The organism is Allocoleopsis sp., assembly GCF_036703385.1.
Lineage (GTDB): Bacteria > Cyanobacteriota > Cyanobacteriia > Cyanobacteriales > Coleofasciculaceae > Allocoleopsis.
On the sequence record NZ_DATNPA010000486.1, the window covers coordinates 25,996 to 44,454 of the forward strand.

19 protein-coding genes and 2 pseudogenes are annotated in these 18,459 nt (G+C 46.5%); 11 read left to right on the forward strand and 10 right to left on the reverse strand.

Annotation, left to right across the window (positions count from 1 at the left end):
• The first annotated feature begins 206 nt into the window (after positions 1 to 206).
• A pseudogene (locus V6C93_RS23805) lies at positions 207 to 578 on the forward strand (JmjC domain-containing protein).
• 48 nt (positions 579 to 626) lie between these two features.
• On the opposite strand, the gene V6C93_RS23810 reads toward V6C93_RS23805, so the two are convergent.
• From V6C93_RS23810 to V6C93_RS23820, 3 genes are all read right to left on the reverse strand, one after another.
• On the reverse strand, positions 627 to 1,544 hold the full coding sequence (locus V6C93_RS23810; RefSeq protein WP_349262824.1) for an NAD(+) kinase: 918 nt from the start codon (positions 1,542 to 1,544) through the stop codon (positions 627 to 629).
• Positions 1,545 to 1,806: 262 nt separating this feature from the next.
• Complete coding sequence (locus V6C93_RS23815; RefSeq protein ID WP_333479159.1) at positions 1,807 to 2,781, reverse strand: SDR family oxidoreductase; 975 nt, start codon at positions 2,779 to 2,781, stop codon at positions 1,807 to 1,809.
• A gap of 187 nt (positions 2,782 to 2,968) precedes the next feature.
• Positions 2,969 to 3,079 (reverse strand): PetM family cytochrome b6-f complex subunit 7, encoded by a 111-nt coding sequence (locus tag V6C93_RS23820; protein ID WP_190497622.1) that lies wholly within the window; start codon positions 3,077 to 3,079, stop codon positions 2,969 to 2,971.
• Between the two features lie 279 nt (positions 3,080 to 3,358).
• Here V6C93_RS23820 and pdxA point away from each other — a divergent pair, with 279 nt between their 5' ends.
• The 3 genes from pdxA to V6C93_RS23835 all read left to right on the forward strand — a co-directional run bounded on the left by pdxA (position 3,359) and on the right by V6C93_RS23835 (position 6,052).
• Positions 3,359 to 4,468, forward strand: a complete 1,110-nt coding sequence (pdxA, locus tag V6C93_RS23825) for a 4-hydroxythreonine-4-phosphate dehydrogenase PdxA (protein WP_333479160.1) — start codon at positions 3,359 to 3,361, stop codon at positions 4,466 to 4,468.
• A gap of 13 nt (positions 4,469 to 4,481) precedes the next feature.
• On the forward strand, positions 4,482 to 5,081 hold the full coding sequence (locus V6C93_RS23830; protein WP_333479161.1) for a hypothetical protein: 600 nt from the start codon (positions 4,482 to 4,484) through the stop codon (positions 5,079 to 5,081).
• A 758-nt stretch (positions 5,082 to 5,839) separates the two neighbouring features.
• Positions 5,840 to 6,052 (forward strand): hypothetical protein, encoded by a 213-nt coding sequence (locus V6C93_RS23835; RefSeq protein WP_333479162.1) that lies wholly within the window; start codon positions 5,840 to 5,842, stop codon positions 6,050 to 6,052.
• 148 nt (positions 6,053 to 6,200) lie between these two features.
• On the opposite strand, the gene glpK is transcribed toward V6C93_RS23835, so the two are convergent.
• The 3 genes from glpK to V6C93_RS23850 all read right to left on the reverse strand — a co-directional run bounded on the left by glpK (position 6,201) and on the right by V6C93_RS23850 (position 9,289).
• Positions 6,201 to 7,754: a glycerol kinase GlpK gene (gene glpK, locus V6C93_RS23840; RefSeq protein WP_333479163.1), complete on the reverse strand. Its 1,554-nt coding sequence runs from the start codon at positions 7,752 to 7,754 to the stop codon at positions 6,201 to 6,203.
• A 461-nt stretch (positions 7,755 to 8,215) separates the two neighbouring features.
• Entirely contained in the window at positions 8,216 to 8,518 is a 303-nt protein-coding gene (locus V6C93_RS23845; protein ID WP_333479164.1) for an RNA-binding protein, read from the reverse strand.
• 396 nt (positions 8,519 to 8,914) lie between these two features.
• Positions 8,915 to 9,289 (reverse strand): hypothetical protein, encoded by a 375-nt coding sequence (locus V6C93_RS23850; protein ID WP_333479165.1) that lies wholly within the window; start codon positions 9,287 to 9,289, stop codon positions 8,915 to 8,917.
• 523 nt (positions 9,290 to 9,812) lie between these two features.
• On the opposite strand from V6C93_RS23850, the gene V6C93_RS23855 reads away from it, so the two are divergent.
• Positions 9,813 to 10,256 carry an Hsp20/alpha crystallin family protein gene (locus V6C93_RS23855; RefSeq protein WP_333479166.1) on the forward strand — a complete coding sequence of 148 codons (444 nt, stop codon included), beginning with the start codon at positions 9,813 to 9,815 and terminating at the stop codon, positions 10,254 to 10,256.
• 344 nt (positions 10,257 to 10,600) lie between these two features.
• On the forward strand, positions 10,601 to 10,783 hold the full coding sequence (locus tag V6C93_RS38435) for a CsbD family protein (protein WP_349262825.1): 183 nt from the start codon (positions 10,601 to 10,603) through the stop codon (positions 10,781 to 10,783).
• A gap of 269 nt (positions 10,784 to 11,052) precedes the next feature.
• Here the strand turns inward: V6C93_RS38435 and V6C93_RS23865 are convergent, their stop codons facing one another.
• Complete coding sequence (locus V6C93_RS23865; protein WP_333479168.1) at positions 11,053 to 11,544, reverse strand: hypothetical protein; 492 nt, start codon at positions 11,542 to 11,544, stop codon at positions 11,053 to 11,055.
• A gap of 112 nt (positions 11,545 to 11,656) precedes the next feature.
• On the opposite strand from V6C93_RS23865, the pseudogene V6C93_RS38440 reads away from it, so the two are divergent.
• The 4 genes and pseudogenes from V6C93_RS38440 to V6C93_RS23880 form a co-directional block, all read left to right on the forward strand.
• Positions 11,657 to 11,862 (forward strand): annotated as a pseudogene (locus tag V6C93_RS38440) (cupin); the annotation flags it as partial.
• Positions 11,863 to 11,962: 100 nt separating this feature from the next.
• Entirely contained in the window at positions 11,963 to 12,118 is a 156-nt protein-coding gene (locus V6C93_RS23870) for a hypothetical protein (protein ID WP_333479169.1), read from the forward strand.
• Between the two features lie 35 nt (positions 12,119 to 12,153).
• Positions 12,154 to 12,306 carry a GNAT family N-acetyltransferase gene (locus tag V6C93_RS23875; protein ID WP_333479170.1) on the forward strand — a complete coding sequence of 51 codons (153 nt, stop codon included), beginning with the start codon at positions 12,154 to 12,156 and terminating at the stop codon, positions 12,304 to 12,306.
• A 651-nt stretch (positions 12,307 to 12,957) separates the two neighbouring features.
• Entirely contained in the window at positions 12,958 to 13,563 is a 606-nt protein-coding gene (locus V6C93_RS23880; RefSeq protein WP_333479171.1) for a retropepsin-like aspartic protease, read from the forward strand.
• 429 nt (positions 13,564 to 13,992) lie between these two features.
• Here the strand turns inward: V6C93_RS23880 and V6C93_RS23885 are convergent, their stop codons facing one another.
• The 3 genes from V6C93_RS23885 to coaD form a co-directional block, all read right to left on the reverse strand.
• Complete coding sequence (locus V6C93_RS23885) at positions 13,993 to 15,873, reverse strand: alpha/beta hydrolase (protein WP_333479172.1); 1,881 nt, start codon at positions 15,871 to 15,873, stop codon at positions 13,993 to 13,995.
• A gap of 383 nt (positions 15,874 to 16,256) precedes the next feature.
• Entirely contained in the window at positions 16,257 to 16,853 is a 597-nt protein-coding gene (locus V6C93_RS23890) for an ATP synthase F0 subunit B (protein WP_333479173.1), read from the reverse strand.
• 23 nt (positions 16,854 to 16,876) lie between these two features.
• Positions 16,877 to 17,431, reverse strand: coding sequence for a pantetheine-phosphate adenylyltransferase (coaD, locus tag V6C93_RS23895; protein WP_333479174.1), 555 nt, complete (start codon positions 17,429 to 17,431; stop codon positions 16,877 to 16,879).
• A gap of 346 nt (positions 17,432 to 17,777) precedes the next feature.
• Here coaD and V6C93_RS23900 point away from each other — a divergent pair, with 346 nt between their 5' ends.
• The gene (locus V6C93_RS23900; protein ID WP_333479175.1) at positions 17,778 to 18,251 is read left to right on the forward strand and encodes a DUF29 domain-containing protein; all 474 of its coding nucleotides are present in this window, start codon (positions 17,778 to 17,780) and stop codon (positions 18,249 to 18,251) included.
• The last annotated feature ends 208 nt before the right edge of the window (positions 18,252 to 18,459 follow it).

Consider the following 18,459-nt stretch of genomic DNA (forward strand, 5'->3'; position numbering starts at 1 on the left):
TTGGAAGCATCAGGGAAGAAAGTCACAAATCCTGGCATGACTTTTTTCCTGCGATCGCCCCGGCTCGCCTTCGCCTCACCCGCCTCCTAAATCCTTTTTTTCCACCAAGCAGAATTTTATCTCAGGAGATTTCTTGGGTTGGAACTTTGGTTTAGCGGAGAAAAATTATCGATTGCTTGTAAAAATATAAAATAAACCTTAGAGAGTTGTCTGAGCAGATTGCGGAAGAGCTAAAAGCTTCGACAAAGACGTATGCATTCTGTTTGCATCCTAATCGTCCTGGCGCTCACTTACACTACGATCGCTTTGATGTTTTCGTTTTGCAAATTCAAGGCTATAAGAAGTGGCAAGTCCAGTTGAATCGTTGAAGAAAACCGTATTTGGAGTGCGTGTTAAAGCCAGGAGACTTGTTATATCTGCCAAGGGGACATTGGCATAAGGCTGTTGCCTCTAAAGAGCCGTCTTTACATTTAACCTTGGGAATTTCATTCAATAATTTTAATGATAGTCCTCTCAGAGAATCAACGTTCTCTCCAGTCCTACTAAGACTCACAAATAAATTACTTCAAAGATTTTAACTTTGAATGAGTGTTGCCGTCATGGGTTCAGCCTGAGAGAATTTCTCTCTATGGCAATTCTACCGATGTAGGTTTGGCAATGTGAGGTAAACCCCAACCTAACTTTTCGCGTAAAATTCGGAAAAACTCCGGGGGTTGCAAGCGAATGAATCGAGCTGAAAATTGCGATCGCTCCACCTTGACACTATCATCCGGTAACACGTAACACCCCGCATTACCATCTACTACCAAAATTAGCTGATTGGGCGCTGCCGGAAAAATCGTCACCGGTTCACTATCGGCAAATACCAATGCCCTAGACGCCAACGAGTGAGGACAAATCGGTACCAATTGCAGCACCGGCACCCCAGGCGTCACCACCGCTCCCCCTGCACTGAGCGCATAAGCCGTCGAGCCAGTCGGCGTGGAGAGAATCACACCATCTGCCGCAATATCTACCAATGCATGATGCCCAATTTGAATTTCAAAATGGCACATACAGGTCAACGGCTCCCGATGAAGTACCAGCTCATTCAAGCACAGCGCTTCCCACCAAATCGCTTCCTTGCGAACAACCTGAACCGCCAGCATCGTCCGCTCTTCAATCTCATACTCTCTTGTGAGTAACTTTTCCAAGACACGAGGCAACTCGTTCACATAAGCCTCAGTTAAGAAACCCATGTGACCGGTATTGATGGTGAGCAACGGGATACCATAGGGAGCTACCTGGCGAAACGCCGCTAAAACTGTACCATCTCCTCCCAATGCGATCGCAAAGGTCATCTTTTCATCAAAACCAGGAGGTGCCAATTTATCGATTGGTGTATGACAAATCGGCGAGTCAGGGCGTGAATAACCCAGAATTCCTCCGACTCCTGTCGTCATATAAACGTCCCAACCTGCCGCACTCAACTTGTCTTGCAACTCTACGGCAAGGCGACAAGCTACGGGTTTGAGATCGTTATAAATGATGCCTGCTTTGGGTATGCTCACCAGTCTGCGTAGGGGTCAAGTAAACTGAACTAGCGCTTTGGTGTGACCTTGAACAAGGACTTTCCCTGGCAATACTTACCAACGGTTCACTACAAGAGCGACTACGTAAAGAGGCACGGAGTAGAGAGAGTAACACTCATCCATCACTCCTATGCCTGTTTCAGGGAATGCCTTGAGGAAGGAATCCAGTATTTTTGCTTATCAACTTATTTTATCTTGATATATGATAATCGCCATTTCTCTGTCAAAACATCCTTTACTGAGTTTTAAAGGGAGTCTTTTTCTTCTTTTTCGCTTTGTCTTTCTCGAATTCGATCTCCTTGAGCTTTTTCATGATTCGGCTGAAGTAGTCTTGCATGTAAGCTTCTAAGGTTGTCGTTTCTTTGGGGTCTAGACCGAATACTTGGTAAACTTCATCCATTGGAGCATCCAGGGGTTTCCCGTTTGCCAACACTTCGGTAAAGGCTAAGCGATCAGATACATTCCAACCCCACTGAAAAAATCGCAGAATCTGGCGCACTGTCCGCAGTAAATTCAGGGGGAGTCGAGCAATTTTGGCTTCTTTCCCGGACGAGCGCTCACACAGGCGGATAATCTCATAAGCTCCCCAAGCTCTAGTCCCTACGACGGGAAAAGTTTTATTTTCCGTTTCTGGAACCTCAAGGGCGCGAACTGCAAATTTGGCAACGTCTTGAGTGTCCATATAAGCAATCGGAGAACTCTCCCCAGTAATCCAAACTGCCTGTTTGTCTAAAATCGGAATGGCGTACTGACCAATTAGCCCTTGCATAAAGCCACAAGGTCGCAAAATCGTGTATTTCAATCCCGATTCAGCCAAGAAAAGTTCCGTACACCGCTTGATTTCCATCAATGGCACATTCGGAAAATTTTGAGCATCTAAAATTGAGAAGAAAATAAAGCGTTCAACACCCGCCGCCGCTGCGGCTTGAATCAATGAAACTTGACCGTCCCAATCCACCTGCTTGATGGTGAGAGAGTCTGTCGCTCTCGATGTTGCCGCATCAATAACAGCTGTGACTCCTTCGAGGGCGGGCTTTAGGGTTTCGGGAGCGGTGAGATCCCCTTGTACAAGTTCGGCTCCCCATTCTTTGAGAAAGGCAGCTTTTCTGGGACTGCGTACCAAACATCGGACCTGATGGCCTTCGTCGAGTGCACGACGAACCACCTGTCTTCCCAGGGTGCCAGTTGCACCTACGACCAACAAGTTCATCAAGGAATTTTAGTAAAGAATCTTAAACTTTCTCAATAATCTTATCAGAAATCGGTGATCGATTCCATGTAAAAGTCACTCAAAGCACTCTAACCTTGCCAAAACTCTAGTTTCGCAGAAGGCCGATGGAGGGACAAAACCAAGCATTACTCTGGCTTGCCCTGCTCACCTCACATCGGCTCAAGCCTTAAGCTTCCTCCTCGCCTCCCTGGATTTTGAGCAGTAAAAAGCCCAATCCCAAACCAACCAAAATCAGGGTAAAAGACAATACTGCTGCGTTAAACATCTCACCGTTCATTCTTTTTAATCTCCTAATGGATTGGTAAAGTGTGTGTCAAAGGGCGATCGCCCCAAGGAGCAAAGGTATTTGCCAAGCCTGTGCTTAGCGATCGCCAAACAGTTGGAGCAGTCTGAAAGCTTACACCCTAATCAGTAAGCCTGCTCATGCCGCCTGGAACTAGATGCTCTCAAGCATCCAGACTCATTGGGTGTATTGTAGAACAGCGCGAGAGTCAATCTCCAGGAACAGGTGCTACCAATGGTTGTCGTGGCTCAGAATTGGAGGGGAAATCCAAAAATGAAGACCGAGAAAACTTTCTTTACAGAAAAAAACCGCTCACAGCCAGAGCGTCCTCACTTAGCGGTGACATTGGGAGACCCAGCGGGAATTGGCCCAGAGGTGATACTCAAGGCATTGGTCGATCCAGAAGTAACGAACGATTGTGAAATTACGGTCATAGGCAGTCGATCGCTTTTGCAAACCACTTACACCCAACTGCGGCAAACCCTGGAAAATAAAGAGACCTTGGTTGATCCAGAACGATTATCGATTCTCGATATTCCTTTAGAGGCAGCCCTTGAGCGTCAAATTACGGCAGGCGTTGGGACGGCGGCGAGTGGTGCGGCAAGTTTTGCCTATTTAGAAAGGGCGATCGCGGGTACCCTTGCAGGTGAGTTTGATGGTATCGTCACCGCCCCCATCGCCAAGTCATTATGGAAGGCTGCAGGACATGATTATCCGGGACAAACTGAAGTTCTGGCGAAGTATGCCGGAGTTGAGCGATTTGGGATGTTATTTGTGGCGCGATCGCCTCACACCGCTTGGTTACTTCGCACTCTTCTTGTGACCACACATATTCCCCTATGTCAAGTCCCAGATACCCTAACGCCGGACTTAATGAGCAAAAAACTGGACCTGCTCGTAGAGTGTTTACAGGTTGATTTTGGCGTCGAGACACCTCGGATTGCGATTTCTGGCTTAAATCCTCATAGTGGCGAACAAGGGCAGTTGGGTCGTGAAGAACAAGATTGGCTCATGCCTTGGCTAGAGCAAGAGCGTCAGTTACGCCCTAAACTGTGGCTTGACGGGCCAGTCCCACCCGATACGCTTTGGGTCAAGGCTGGGCAAGCATGGTATGGCTCTTCCATCCAAGACCCAAAATTTAAAATCCAAAATCTTCCAGATGCCTATCTGGCGCTTTACCATGACCAAGGCTTAATTCCTGTCAAACTCATGGCCTTTGACCGAGCTATCAACACCACCATTGGTCTACCTTTTGTGCGTACCTCTCCCGATCACGGCACGGCGTTTGATATTGCAGGTCAAGGTATTGCCAATGCCACAAGTATGAAAGCGGCTATTCAACTAGCCTCTGAACTTGTCAATCACCGTTTAAGGAAGGTTTAGAAAGCTGTCAGTAATGAGCCACAAGCATTGTAGCCGTGTTCATGGGAAAAATGGAACCGATACACTATCTAATTTGTCCAAGGAAAGCGTTACACCCCGCCTCGCTTTCCTCCCCGCCCATGTAACGTATGGACGAGGTATCCAGCGGGTCAATCCGATGAAAATTAAGCCTCTGATTTTTCTGACTATCGCTGTGCTGTTTAGCACTCTGCTCAATAGAGCGGCAACCGCCAAACCTCTAGAGCAATATGAGCAAGAAGTGAGTAATCAGCTTCAACACGCCATTAAAGCCGCAAAAGATGAGGGCTATCAGCTATCGTTCCCTACTAATGTGGCGAAATTGTCTCGCAAAGCCGAAGCACCAAAGACAGTATTGCTCTATCCGAATCGCGAGTATAGTTTCGTCGCTGTGTGCGATCGCAATTGCGATCAGATCAGACTGGCGATTAAAGACAGGGAAGGCAAAAGCATTATGGTCACACCCACGGCTGATCCTGTTGCTGTTGTAACCTTTAAGCCACCATCCGAGGACAGATATCAGATCACGGTAAAAATGGAAAAATGCTCATTACAGTCTTGTTATTTCGGATTGGGAATCTTTGCTAAGCGCTAGACGTGGGCGATGCGAGCCTGAGCAATTGCCTAGTCGCGTAGTAGACGCTCAAACGTAAGGCATTACCTCAAAGGATGGGTAAGCACCACAGCCCTAAAAATACAGATCACACAAGTCGTCTGCCGCCACTCACAATGACTTACATCCTGTTCAAGGGGCGTCTACAAGTTCCTTACGATCAGTCCAGTAGGAAGGTCACCGGGGATTTGGGTGGAAATAAGTAAAAAAAAACTGCCCCCCAAGCACGGAAGGAGGGCAAATTAGTAGTCCAAAAGCTTCCAACTAACAATGTACTAATCGGCTGTGAAAATTTTGTGAAATAGGCACAGAAGAAACGAACAATCTGAGAATTTCCTAAAAAAATGCCCTCCCGGATCTTCCAAGGGTGAGGGCATAAAAGCAGTAGTTTTGAGTCTATGAAATAAGTGTGAAGAATTTGTGAAAATACTATTTTTCCGTATGGTATTTTTATAATCGCTTGTTTCTCCCCTAAATCAAGGCTCACCGCTCTTAACAATTGACACTAAATTGCTCTCATTTCCATGCGGATGAGCTAGGTTCTAGCTAGACCAAAATTCGATTTATATCTGATAGAATTAAATTAGCCGAGTTTAGGAAGCTAGGTACTCATAAAACCAGGATTTTATAAAAACACATTTAAGAAAAGCGATTAACTGCAAATTATTGCAAGGTTACTCTGAAACTAAAGAGTTAATCAATTAAAGGGTTAATCGTGATTACTAAGAGAGGGGAATTTTATGAGTATTGAAACGAAGCCCAACAAAAATCTGTTTCCCGAGCCGCGCCACCAGGCAGCCGGATTCACTCAAGAAGAGATGCAAGATATTCAGCGATTCGCTGATGAACATGGCATTCAGGGCGCAGCAAGAATCAAACTGTTCATATTGCTCAGAGAGATTAGAGCAAACCGTGGTGTTGAAAGCCATCACGGCAACAGACAAAACCGTTGAGGCTAAGCTAACCCTCATCTAAATTGCAGATTCCAAGAGTAGGGAAGAGATTTCTTGTGGGATGGGCATCCTGCCCGTCCAAGTCATGCAAGTTAAATGCACAACAGCTTATCTGTGTGCCGCCACATCTTGGCGTTCTCTGGAAGTGTTATTTTGCCCAGTGCTTAGCTCTTGAAACCGCTTCGAGCCAGGTGGGAAAACACCCCTGTGCCTGGGTAACCCCTTCACCCGGCTGGAAAACGCGATCAATTTGACGATTTGACGTGAGTGCCGTGTAATCTTGCCAAAATCCCACCGCTAAACCAGCCGCAAAGGCTGCTCCTTGAGCTGAGGCATCCAGGACTTTTGGACGTTCTACAGGAATACCCAAGACATCTGCTTGAAACTGCATTAAGAAGTTATTCTGGCAGGCTCCTCCATCTACTTTTAACCGAGCAATTTCGATATTGGTATCCTGATTCATGGCCTGTACGACTTCTTTCACTTGGTATGCGATCGCCTCTAGTACCGATCGCACCATATGTTCCCGCTGCACCCCGCCCGTAATGCCAAAAAACGCACCTCTGGCATTCATATCCCAGTGGGGTGCACCTAATCCACTGAGCGCCGGGACAAAATAAACACCACCGTTATCCGCGACTCGCTGTGCCATCAGTTCCGTATCCGCCGCCGCCGTAATCACCTTAATCCCATCCCTCAACCACTGAATACAGGCTCCGGTTGTGAAGATGCTGCCTTCCAAGGCATAGCCGACTTTGTAATCCGAGGAATGGAGAGAATTTTCTCCGACTCCCTCCCCCTCAATCTCTGGCTGTGTCCAAGCGATAGTGGAGAGCAGTTGATTTTGCGAGCGCGGCAACTGTTCACCTGTATGAGCAATTAGAAAACATCCCGTTCCGTAGGTACACTTGAGCAAACCGGGGCGATTGCAACCATGAGCGAATAAGGCCGACTGCTGATCACCCAACATCGCGGTAATTGGTATCGCATCTCCCAACAACTCAGGCTGGGTGTAACCGAATAACCCCAAACTTGGCTGAATCTTCGGCATCAGATGCCCTGGAATACCAAAGAGTGCTAACAGCTTGCTATCCCATTGCTGCTCTTTTAGATTCATCAACATCGTGCGGCTGGCATTGCTGTGTTCTGTTGCATGAACTCGGCCTCCTGTCAAGTTCCAGAGAATCCAAGTATCAATGGTTCCAGCCAGGATGTTATCTAGGTCAATGGGGGGGTCTTGCTGTCGTTGAATATGCTCTAGTAGCCAAGCCAGCTTAGTGGCAGAAAAGTAGGCATCCAGGACTAAGCCGGTGCGATCGCAAATTTCAGCTGCATAACCCTGCTCAGCTAACTGATGGCATAGGGGTGCGGTGCGACGGTCTTGCCATACAATCGCATTATGCAAAGGTCGTCCTGTCGTTTTGTCCCATAACAAACAGGTTTCTCGCTGCACGCTGATCCCAATTGCCGCGACAGCAGAAGCTGCCACCCCCGCCTTCTGCAACACTGTCTGCATTGCCCACAAGGTATCTTCCCAAATGTCTCTGGGGTCATGTTCTAACCAACCGGGTTGCGGGTAATACTGAGTTAGTTCTTTATACGCTTGGCTAACAATTGCGCCTTCAGCATTGAATAGAATTGCCCGATTGCCTGTAGTACCGAGGTCGAGGGCGAGAATATAGGTAGGTGCGCGATCGGTCATGGCTTAGCTGGGGATTGTTAGTACCTATAGTACTGATAGTTTCCAGCCGCCGTGTTAGACCCCTCTGAAAAAGAGTCAACTTCTTTCGGTGGCAGACAGTATTCATCCGCTGTTGAGATAGCCGTTTCAACTTCAGGAACATCACAGGTAAGCTGCTCAGCCTCTAGTTTGCACTAGTGCTGTTGACAAAAATCTTGTGGGATGGGCATCTTGCCCGTCCCAACTATGTAATTTAAATGTGGAATAGCTTATCACCTTTGTCTCCCGGCTCGTGCTGGGGAATTTTGCGTGCGTTTTCTTTTTCTTTCTGTCTCAAACAAAAAAGGCTTAAGCTTTTATGCCTAAACCTTTTATCGCTTGAATCCAATCAGTGAGACCGATTGAGATTCGTTTAATTTCTACTTAGCCCTGCATAGCTTAGCAAGGCAAAGAAAGACTCACTAGGGCGAGAGCCATTGAGCTTAGTAGCGGCGAGAGAAGCTGTTATTTCCCCGGTTTCCACCACCAAACGACCCTCTGTCTTCACGAGGCTTGGCCTTATTAACTCTCAGGTCACGACCCATCCATTCAGCACCATCAAGTGCCTCAATGGCAGCCGTTTCTTCAGCCTCTGCTCCCATTTCCACAAAAGCAAAGCCGCGTACACGGCCTGTTTCACGGTCAGTGGGTAGCTGAACCCGCTTGACTGAACCATACTCTGCAAAAACACCATTCAGGTCTTCTTGCGTGACATCGTAAGACAAATTGCCTACATAAATTGACATAGGTTTTCTCCCAAATCTGAGGTGTGTAGAGATTTAGATTTCGGAGAGAAGCCTGCCAGGAGCAAAAGGAAAAAGCCTATTAATACTATCAACAAACACTGCCACCGAATTTATTCTCACTCATTAATATAGCACGGTAGTGATGAAAATGGCTTCGGTGTTACGGGAACAATATCTGCTCTAGAGGAAATACTTGAGCTATACATTACAATAAATCTTATTCCGAGAGCATTACAGCCCTAAATATTTTTTTACTTTCGGATGATACATCCAGGAATAGGCCATGCGGATGAGTTGACCTTCCAAAACTAAAGGTCGAAGGATGAGCTGACGTAAATTTGCCCACCCTTACAGACTTCGAGCGAACATTGACCTCTGGGTTGGTCAACTTCCGCCTTAACGAACGAGTACCCTCACCTGCCCACTGTCATTGGTATATCCAGAATTTGGGAAGCTGAAAGCGCTACTGGGGTCGAGAGTATCATCGAAGATCACTTCTACCCCGTCACCGATTGGGGCTGTGGATGGAGATTTCGTCACTCGACCCACATTTGTTTGGACAGGATACTCCCCTCCTTGGGAAGTTCCGCTAAAGAAGGTTTGGAAATCGCCGTTGATGGAGCGATTTTCCACTTGGCGCAGGGATTGACCCGACAGCGTCACTGAACTGGGCTCAGAACCAGTTGGTCTAGCTGACTGCGCGTTGGCTGCGGAGGCTAAGCCAGTAACTACAGCTGTGGTACCTAAAGCGAGAAGTATTTGACGAATCATGTTAACTTGCTCCGTGTATTTAATTGAATTTATTTAAAGTTATTAGTTTGAGGGGGTTGATATTAATAAAAACTTAAGCTCTCTGAGTAGAGAGACTTAGACGGTTAAGGCAGGTTATATCACTACGTATTATTCTACCAACGTTCTTGCGATCGCTGACCTAAAATTGGCGATCAGCTTTCTTCTTAAGGAGCGGCTACGTTAGCTTAACGGAACACGCTAGTGTCCAAGAGGGCTGTGACGTTGGCCTACTAGATTCTCCTTGGAACACAGAGTAGCGTTTAGGCAATCACTCTTCTTCTAAGAGGGGGTCAGCCTGTTTGCCCTCATCAAAGTATTTCCAAGCACATACCAGTAAACTAATAGCTTTACGGTAGTAAACCTATGTTCGGGAATTACGAATAATCCACTCGTCAGAACCGCATTGATGAGTTCTGTCTCTTGCAATACTCTATTTATCAGAAACAGGAATTCAGAACTGTATTCTCTGAAACCACAGCATCAACATTAGGAGGAAACAGCTATGGCACTGATTCGTTGGGAACCCTTCCGGGAAATTGACAGCCTACAGCGGGAAATGAACCGTTTGTTTGAAAGCTTATCACCGACTACTACCAGTAAGGAAAACCTTGGGGTCGCTTTTATTCCTCCTGCGGAAATCCAGGAAACTCCAGCAGCAATCCAGCTAAAACTGGAAGTTCCTGGTATGGAAGCGAAGGATTTGGATGTGCAAGTAACTGCCGAAGCCGTATCAATTAGCGGTGAACGGCAATCTGAGACGCAAACGGAGGAAAAAGGCGTCACCCGTACCGAATTTCGGTATGGTAACTTCCGGCGAGTCATTCCGTTACCGACTCCCATCCAAAATGACAAGGTTCAAGCTGAGTATAAGAATGGCATCTTAAGCCTGACTTTACCAAAATTTGAAGCCGAAAAAACAAAGGTTGTTAAAGTCAATCTCGGTTAATCTTCTCCTGGTTTTAACTCAGCTAACTATGTATCAGCTACTAAAAAGCGATCAGGAGTATGTCCCCGACGTAGAGGGCAGTAGGAAAAAACCTTTGACTTTCTAGTCTTGGCTGTGCTGCTAACTAGTCAGTTATTTCTGCCGCCCTGCACTAGAGTTTTACTCCCTCTCTCCATATTGGGAGAGAGGGAGTTCACATCTAATACCTCTATAGACTGACGAAAATGTAAATCATTTCAGATAACTTGGATACAAATAGAAGAAATTTGCAAAGACTTTTTGCTAATTCTCTTCAAGAGCCAATTTTGAAAGAACAAATTTTGAAAGAAAAGGACAATAAAGTTATGAGTACCGAAGATAGAGCAAAAGCCACTGGCAAAAATCTTGAAGGTAAAGCTCAAGAAGCACTAGGCAATATCACTGGCGATCCTAAAGATAGAGCTGAAGGGAAAGCCAAGCAAAGTGAAGCTGAAGCTAGCCATGCTAAAGAAGATATCAAAGACAAAATAAAGCAGGCGATCGACTAAGCTCTTTAAAAGTCAAAAGCCTAAGCATGACCAACATCCTGACGGCTGGCGGCATGTCAATTAAATACATAAAGGCTTAGTATCCTGACTGGTTACTAGCAAGGGTCTAGATAGCTTTATGGCTACCTAGACTTTTCGCATTCTCTTTAGTTTATTTGTCTACTAATAAGACTTCACTTAATTTACTTACGCTATTCTCACTCTGTTTTAATTGGCGAACACACCAACTGCTTAGCAGTTGGCGTAAGTCACAACTGTTTATCTTTTGTTTATGATCGCGATTGCATCATCCCTCTGCCAATGTGTATCTGAATCAAACGACGGAGTTTATGCGAGGGTTTAGACGGGTCAGGTTGACGCAACAAACCTGCTATATTTCTCAGGATTTGGATGGGCGTTACGATGAGCCCCCACGGAAATCCCCACCATCCCAAAAACAATGAAAATAAGGCATCTTTGATTTTCTCAGTTCGTCCACACTTGGGACAGCAAATCTGGGGCCTGCTGACCCAAGAAGTTAACACCAATGCAGACCAAACGCGGTGTGATGTATGTACATCAACAGGCCCTCGACCCCCGCAACGCGGACACATCCCTTGATGGACGCCTCTGACTTGCTCTTCTAAAACCTCTACTGGAATTTGATGAGCGGCAATGAGCGCATAGCCATTTTGTTGACAGCTCTCATTACAGAATCGATAGTTCTGATATCGAACGCCACCAAATAAGATATTTGTTCCGCAGTAGTCACATTTCGCCATGTGTTGGACACTCCATGAAACAGTTCCACTCTTTCCACCTATAGCTCTGGCGGCTCAGAGCGTATGCAGTTTTACAGGGTCGCCTAAAAAATTCGTCATTGGTAATTCGTAGTTAAGTTTCCCGATGACGGTTCAGACAGTAACATTTTCCCTAGGGATTGTATCTACGATTCATAATCATGGAACGTGGGGCATAGTCGCTGTATTAAAGGGCAAGAAAAAAATACGTTTTGGAAGCGCACCAACGACCTAGAATTTAATAACAAAATTGAATCGGTACGAGAGGGTACTTTATTTCCAGGAAATATTATTAGTTTTAATTCATAGGACTTGTATCTGAAACTAAAGCCCTCCTCATACGACGCAAGTTTATGAGAGATGCGTTGGTTACGAGAAGAGTTTACTAGTAACCGCTTTTATGAAACGTGCGATTGCCCAAGGGGCACCAGCGAAGCTGATCGCACTTAGGCCAACCGTGTTACCGAATTGTAACGGGTTTTTCATAACCCATGCGATCGCACTTAGGCCAGCCGTGGTGCTCCAGAGGCTGACAGCAGGGACAGTCAGTGATTAAGTTTTTTTAGGAAGGCTTGATAGCTGAAACAAACAATGATCATAACTGAAACTCCTCGACTCATCCTTAGGCGTTTAACCTGGAACGACCTAGATGATTTAGCGACTCTGTATGCCGATCCAGATGTGATGACCTTCCTAGGCGGTACACTGACATACGAAGCTACAAAGCAGCATCTTGATATGTAAGGCAACTAGCAGATATTCTCTGAAGGGAATCAGAGACCTCAATCTACCCTGATGCAGGAGGGCGGGGACATAGGGAGGGGGAGGCAAAGAGGAATTTTCTAGGCGTTGTGGTGTAAGCCGTTCACGAGCAATTACTTATGACTATCCCTGTTGAAGAATTCTTGCCCTATCCCCCTCTTCCTGAGCCTATCTCTAGCAACTAAGTAAAATTGATGATTGACATCTATCTAGCGAAAGAGATAAGACTTGGAAATCTAAGCAATCTCCTCTCTTTGCACAAAACTATTCATCATGTGGAAACCTTCTACCAATACGGGCACTCTGCTTCTTCTATCCAGTCTTCTGGCATTGGGTAGTGTTGGCTGCTCTGGCGAGTCCGCTGAAAATTCTCCCAGCCCTTCTACTAGTCCATCAGCCAGGCCTTCTACTAGTTCATCAGCTAGTCCTTCTGCTAGTTCATCAGCCAGCCCTTCTGCTAGTTCATCAGCTAGTTCACCAGCCAGTTCATCAGCTAGTTCACCAGCCAGTTCATCAGCCAGCCCGTCTGCTAACCTAACTTCAGTTCTTAAAACCCAGCATCCGCGTCCTCCAAAGGTAGCTGCGTCGCCTACGGTAACACCTTCTCCAAATTCCGACGCTTACGATCGCGCAATGGATATCGCTACCGGTGCGTCTACAATCAGCAAATCAGCTGTCTCCCGCGATGATTGGAAACTAGTGGTCAACTCCTGGCAACAGGCAATTAACTTATTAAAACAGGTACCAGCTTCTAGCCCTCAGCACGCAATCGCTCAAAAAAAGTTGCCTCAATATCAGCGTTTTCTGGGAGAAGCGAAGGAAAAAGCAGCTCCGCTGATGAAAAAAACTACGCAGGGTGATATCAATCCACAGTTTTTTTCCATTCCTATCAAAGGGAGAAGGGGCGGAACCCCCATCATTGAGGTTACTTTTAATGGCTTACGTACATTTGAAATGCTTTTTGATACAGGGGCTAATGTTACCTTAATTCCGCAACAAATTGCCTATTCATTACAATTAAAGCCTCAAGGTTTTACCCAGGTTACTGTTGCTGACGGTGCAGCTATTGTCGTCTCTAAAACTACTCTTAAATCCCTGGAAATCGACGGTCGAATCAAAAAAAATATGTCAGTGGTTGTCGCGCCTCCAGCAATGGAAGAAGGACTATTGGGTCAAGATTTTTATGAAGGCTATGATGTTTCCATTAAAGAAAATATCATCGAATTTCGCAAACACTGACGAAGATTATCGGTTGTCTCTTTATCTCCTATCTTTGACTGCAACTTAGTATTAGGATTGCCCTTTGAGTCCAATACAGTTTTTTGTAGGGTCACGATATATTGTGACCAAAATATAACAAAAGGCAAAAGGCGGAGGGCAGAAGGTTTATTACTGGTACGTCGTCGCAACAGCCGTTAGATCTGTCCTAACCTTTATGGCGACAGCTATAATTCGTAATTCGTAATTAATTAATTTTGGTCGCAAGCCCCTAACTTTATTTAGGTAAAACAAAATCAGGCGCAGCATCAATATCCAAGCCCCTAAATTTATTTATGGGGCATCAATTACGAATTACGAATTATCAATTACGAATTGGAGCGCAGCGACGTGACCCTACCGTGTAGTATATGCAACTGAGATTTTGTGTCTTTGTCAGTTGACAACTCTTTAGCTGAGGCCAGTCGAGGAATTCTCGTTATTATTGATGAGGTCTGTAAAGACGTGATTCAGCTGCCCCGTACTCGAATGGGCTCTAGTCACTACTTTATTGGAAGGGAAGAAGAATGATTTAATCGCACTAATAAGGGGAAATTCATTCATTTTAGGAAGACTTATAGCAATCTGCTGATTGCCCACGGCTAAAACTTGAAACCAGGTTGCCATTGTTGTCGGTAATTCTTTACTGAACCGCAGAGCCATTGTCGGAGTTGAGAGAGACTGAGCGTAGGCGGGGGACAAAAACGGTTGATACTGTTTGGCTTCTGGCGTCAGTTGTTTGACAAAGGCTAAACTGACACCTTTTAAGAGTTGCCGTAGCGGATCGGCTTCTTTACCGATATGCTCTTTGACGAGAGTGCTTCGAGCCAGAGCTTCGTTGAGATTGGCTCGGTCAGTGACACTCAAGTGAGTGCCACCGATCGCAGAAACAAGATACTTGGGGCCGCCTAACTGAGCAAAAGACCGTAACTGATGGTCGAGTGAAGGCGCGATCGCATCCTCTGTACTAGTCAAAATTAAGGTGGGGACAGTTACTTGAGTTAAACCCTTATTGCCAAACAAGCGTCCAGTCATGGGGTTGAGAGCCATCACTTGCACCACCCGCCGATCGCGTAGCTCGATGCGATCGCCCGGTAAATCAGTCGCAGCACACTGAAACCAGTCAGCGGGCGATCGTCCAATAGGACTACGGTTTTTACAAAACTGCCGTAGTTCTTTTAAGTTTAGCTCTCCCCCAGCCAAGGCTAAGGCCGTGTAGCCCCCTAAGGAGTGACCAATAACAGTGACTTGTTGAGTATTCAGTTTGCCCTGCCAAGGGCCATCCTCCTCCTGATTCAGTTTGGCAAACTCGTCTAGCACAAAGCTGACATCTTTGGGACGGTCAATAAATTCCGAGGCGGATAACAAATCGCCTGGGTTGCCACCCAGAGAGATACCATTAAGCCAGGTAAAGTTGCTGCCAGGATGCTCTATGGAAGCGACAGTGAACCCATAGGACGCTAAATGACGAGCAATATAGCTTAAAAAATTGCGATCGGAACCAAAGCCGTGGGAGAGAATGACCAGGGGGCCAGAAGTCTCCCGTGACCAGTAGAGGTCAACAGGAATTGTACGCTGTCGTTGTCGGTCTCGCAGGACTAGAGTTTCCTCCCGCACGTATTGGGAACCGAGGGCTGTTGGATCGAAGCTGGGGCGGAAGGTAGCGTCGTCTGTGACAGCCAGTTCTTGCTTGAGCATCGGACCAATCGCAAGGCTCTGCCAGTAGGAGGCGTTGAACTGAAGGGCAATAGAAAGCGCTTCTGTGGCATCTACCGTCACGTTCTTCTCTGGGTAAGCCCTTAAGAAACCAATTACAGAAAGACCATTCGCTTGCCTGGACGCCAAAAACAACGCTGCTTTGAGTTGGTCTACTCGGCTTTCGGGCAGAGCTAGACCAATTTTTTCGAGTAATCTTGCCCCATCGGAAGATCGAAGCAGGTCGTTGAGAAATTTCTCGGTCATGTTGGGATCAATTTGCAGGTGCCTAGTCAGTATCTGCCGCACCTGTGGAGTCAGCACCGCACCGTAGGGTTTGAGGACGGAGGGCAACTCGCCCGTCTCCGCAAAGGTTTCTAATTCATCGACCCCAACAGATTGCTCAAAAGGCCCTAAGCGCAGAGTGAGGCGTTCAGCGGCTCTTGCCGGTGTAGCGAAAGCCCAACTTAGAGCAATGCACAGGGAAAATAGAGTACTCTGTCCAATTGTCTTGATGGAACGTCCCGAACCGATCCATTTGCTGTGGTGAGAATGCCGAGATGCCCTGCCACCAGAGCTGTTGAGCTTAAACTTCATAATGAGTAATTTCACGCTGTGTGAGAGTAGCTATTTACTAATTTTGCTCAAAGCGACCCAATTAGGGCGTCAAGTGTTTCCCCTGCATTTTTAGCAATATATTATTTTTTGCAAGGTTGAGTCAGCGTTTCAGGACTAGAGGCGGCTTCAAGTTCACAAATCTCGACATAAATTGCCATGTTTCCAACAGGGATTGAGAGCTAAGTCTGGAATCCTACTGGCTCAATATGTTTTTATCTTAATCAGCTAATCTCTTTGCCACGGGCATCGCCTTGGGCTTGAGCGAGTTTCCCAAACAACTTTAGTGAAACTCGCCCAGGAGTAGATACAAATGCATTCCATGAAAGCGAATCTGGAACATCTTAAAAGCCCTACCCTGGCTCCTAAATCTTCTTGGGTGAAGGCGACGAGGGGCGTGAGACAGAAGTGCCAGGGTCTGTTTCGGGTGGATAATCGGGAGGAGGTTCCCCTTGCAACTGCTGACGCCCATTGCGAATCACCCGAAGCATATCAGTGAGTTGCTGCTCGATACTGGTGAGGACGGCATCGGCGTAGTCATCGGCACCGTTTTGAATATCCTCGCACTCAGCAAGAGCCATCAGGCGCATCTGCTCTAGTTCTTGTTGCGCTTGCAGGCGCATCCGCTCAATTTCAGCCAGAGTTTGTTCTTGGATGGCTTCACATTCTTGCTGCACTCGTTTGCGGATTTGGTTAGCTTCAAGTTCCGCCTGCTGAATAATGCCCATTTCATCCAAAATCTGGTCAGCCCGTCGCTCTGCTGTTTCCATGATTTCTTGGGCATATTCTTCCGCTTGCAGGAGAATTTCTTCTCGCTGACGGACAATTTTTTCCGCGTCTTCAAACGCAGCAGGCAAATTTTCCCGCACTAAATCTAGTTGAGCCAACAACACTTCTTCATCCACCACCGTGCGTCTGGTCAAGGGGATATGCCAGCTATCGACGATCAGGATCTCTTCCATTCGGTTGAGTTCCCGCTGGATATCTACACCTCTCGATCCATTCGAGGGTGGTTCACCTGAGTTGTTGGATTCGTCTCGGTCGGGGGGGTCGCTCCGGGATGGGTCTCGGTGTAACATCGGCAAATATCTAGCGCAACCTGCTGAGGAACAAGATGATTGACAGAGCCGCCAAATTTGGCAATCTCCTTCACTACGCTACTACTTAAGAAACTGTACTCGTTAGAGGTAGCGAGAAAAACGGTTTCAATCTCATCCCAGAGGGTTTGATTAGTATGAGCCATCTGGAGCTCTTTCTCAAAATCTGAAACGGCTCGTAGCCCCCGCAGTAGCACTTTAGCATTCCTCAGTCTCGCATATTCCACGGTCAAACCGTCGAAGCTGTCCACTTCTACATTAGACACGTGTGGTGTGCATCGGCGAATTTGCTCGATTCGCTCTTGTACGGTAAATAAAGGTGATTTATCAGGATTGCGCAGCACTGCAACAATCACATGGTCAAAGACCCTTGAGCCACGTTCGATAATGTCGAGGTGCCCTAAGGTAATCGGATCGAAACTGCCTGGGTAGATTGCAATCACTTGAAGAGTATCAAGAGAAGATACTGAGGCATTATACCGAGCGATCGCTGTTTATGATTAAGTGCAGTTAAGAGTGTCAATTTGACATCTTGCATCAGTTACAACAATCCACCAGGGAATAAATGATAGTGTGCCGTTAGCTACTTCAGTGCGAGCTGCTTTCAGCCGCAGCGCTAGTATCACGCCGACGCTCCTTACGTCGCTATCCTCGCCAACCCGCTGTATTTGTCGTAAGGAAGCAATGCTCTTACTCCAGCCGCTACGCTCGCCCCACGGACTACAATGCAGAAATATCTGGATTTTCCGGCTCAGTTTGTGGTCAAAAACATCTTCTATGGAAACTGCTATGACTCCAAGTCAATTCAATCGCAAAACTCTATATGAAGCAGATTACCTGCGCTGGATAGAAACGACTGTAGAAAAATTGCGGAGTCAGGACTATGCAGATGTGGACTGGGAGAATTTGATTGAGGAAATCGAGGACATGGGGAGGAGTGAACGGAGAAGTTTAGAGAGCAACTTGATTGTAGTCCTCCTTCACTTACTGAAATGGCAATACCAACCTGAGCGTAGAAGTGGCAGTTGGGAAGGTAGCATTATTGAGCATCGCAGGCGTATCAAGAAAGCATTGAAAGAATCTCCCAGCCTCAGGCCATATCTGGAGAGTATCTTTGCTGAGTGTTACATAGAAGCTGTCAAACAAGCAAAAGCTGAAACCGGTTTGCCATTAGAGACTTTCCCTGTGCAGTGTTCTTATGAGTTGGCAGAAGTAATAGATGATGAATTTTTACCTGAGCGAAGTATTCAGGAGGAAGGCTAATAGTTTAGTATTCGATTAGCTCTAGCGTATCGCAGGAACTTAGCTACAACTCTTGAACGATAACAAAGCTCAGCTCGCGCCCTATTCTTCCTTGTTGCTGACGTCATCAATGCGATCGCCGTCGGTAGTGCGCTTTGTGCGATCGCTAATTTAGTTCTCGTTCCGACTTCTCTGCATCTTGGTTGGTTAATCTACCAGCTCATCTAAG

What these genes read in the sequence shown, in the direction of transcription:
- V6C93_RS23815 (WP_333479159.1), bottom strand. Translation starts at nt 2,781, where the DNA reads ATGAACTTGTTGGTCGTAGGTGCAACTGGCACCCTGGGAAGACAGGTG.
- V6C93_RS23820 (WP_190497622.1), bottom strand. Translation starts at nt 3,079, where the DNA reads ATGAACGGTGAGATGTTTAACGCAGCAGTATTGTCTTTTACCCTGATT.
- pdxA (WP_333479160.1), top strand. Translation starts at nt 3,359, where the DNA reads ATGAAGACCGAGAAAACTTTCTTTACAGAAAAAAACCGCTCACAGCCA.
- V6C93_RS23830 (WP_333479161.1), top strand. Translation starts at nt 4,482, where the DNA reads ATGAGCCACAAGCATTGTAGCCGTGTTCATGGGAAAAATGGAACCGAT.
- V6C93_RS23835 (WP_333479162.1), top strand. Translation starts at nt 5,840, where the DNA reads ATGAGTATTGAAACGAAGCCCAACAAAAATCTGTTTCCCGAGCCGCGC.
- glpK (WP_333479163.1), bottom strand. Translation starts at nt 7,754, where the DNA reads ATGACCGATCGCGCACCTACCTATATTCTCGCCCTCGACCTCGGTACT.
- V6C93_RS23845 (WP_333479164.1), bottom strand. Translation starts at nt 8,518, where the DNA reads ATGTCAATTTATGTAGGCAATTTGTCTTACGATGTCACGCAAGAAGAC.
- V6C93_RS23850 (WP_333479165.1), bottom strand. Translation starts at nt 9,289, where the DNA reads ATGATTCGTCAAATACTTCTCGCTTTAGGTACCACAGCTGTAGTTACT.
- V6C93_RS23855 (WP_333479166.1), top strand. Translation starts at nt 9,813, where the DNA reads ATGGCACTGATTCGTTGGGAACCCTTCCGGGAAATTGACAGCCTACAG.
- V6C93_RS38435 (WP_349262825.1), top strand. Translation starts at nt 10,601, where the DNA reads ATGAGTACCGAAGATAGAGCAAAAGCCACTGGCAAAAATCTTGAAGGT.
- V6C93_RS23865 (WP_333479168.1), bottom strand. Translation starts at nt 11,544, where the DNA reads ATGGCGAAATGTGACTACTGCGGAACAAATATCTTATTTGGTGGCGTT.
- V6C93_RS23870 (WP_333479169.1), top strand. Translation starts at nt 11,963, where the DNA reads ATGAAACGTGCGATTGCCCAAGGGGCACCAGCGAAGCTGATCGCACTT.
- V6C93_RS23875 (WP_333479170.1), top strand. Translation starts at nt 12,154, where the DNA reads ATGATCATAACTGAAACTCCTCGACTCATCCTTAGGCGTTTAACCTGG.
- V6C93_RS23880 (WP_333479171.1), top strand. Translation starts at nt 12,958, where the DNA reads ATGGATATCGCTACCGGTGCGTCTACAATCAGCAAATCAGCTGTCTCC.
- V6C93_RS23885 (WP_333479172.1), bottom strand. Translation starts at nt 15,873, where the DNA reads ATGAAGTTTAAGCTCAACAGCTCTGGTGGCAGGGCATCTCGGCATTCT.
- V6C93_RS23890 (WP_333479173.1), bottom strand. Translation starts at nt 16,853, where the DNA reads ATGGAAGAGATCCTGATCGTCGATAGCTGGCATATCCCCTTGACCAGA.
- V6C93_RS23900 (WP_333479175.1), top strand. Translation starts at nt 17,778, where the DNA reads ATGACTCCAAGTCAATTCAATCGCAAAACTCTATATGAAGCAGATTAC.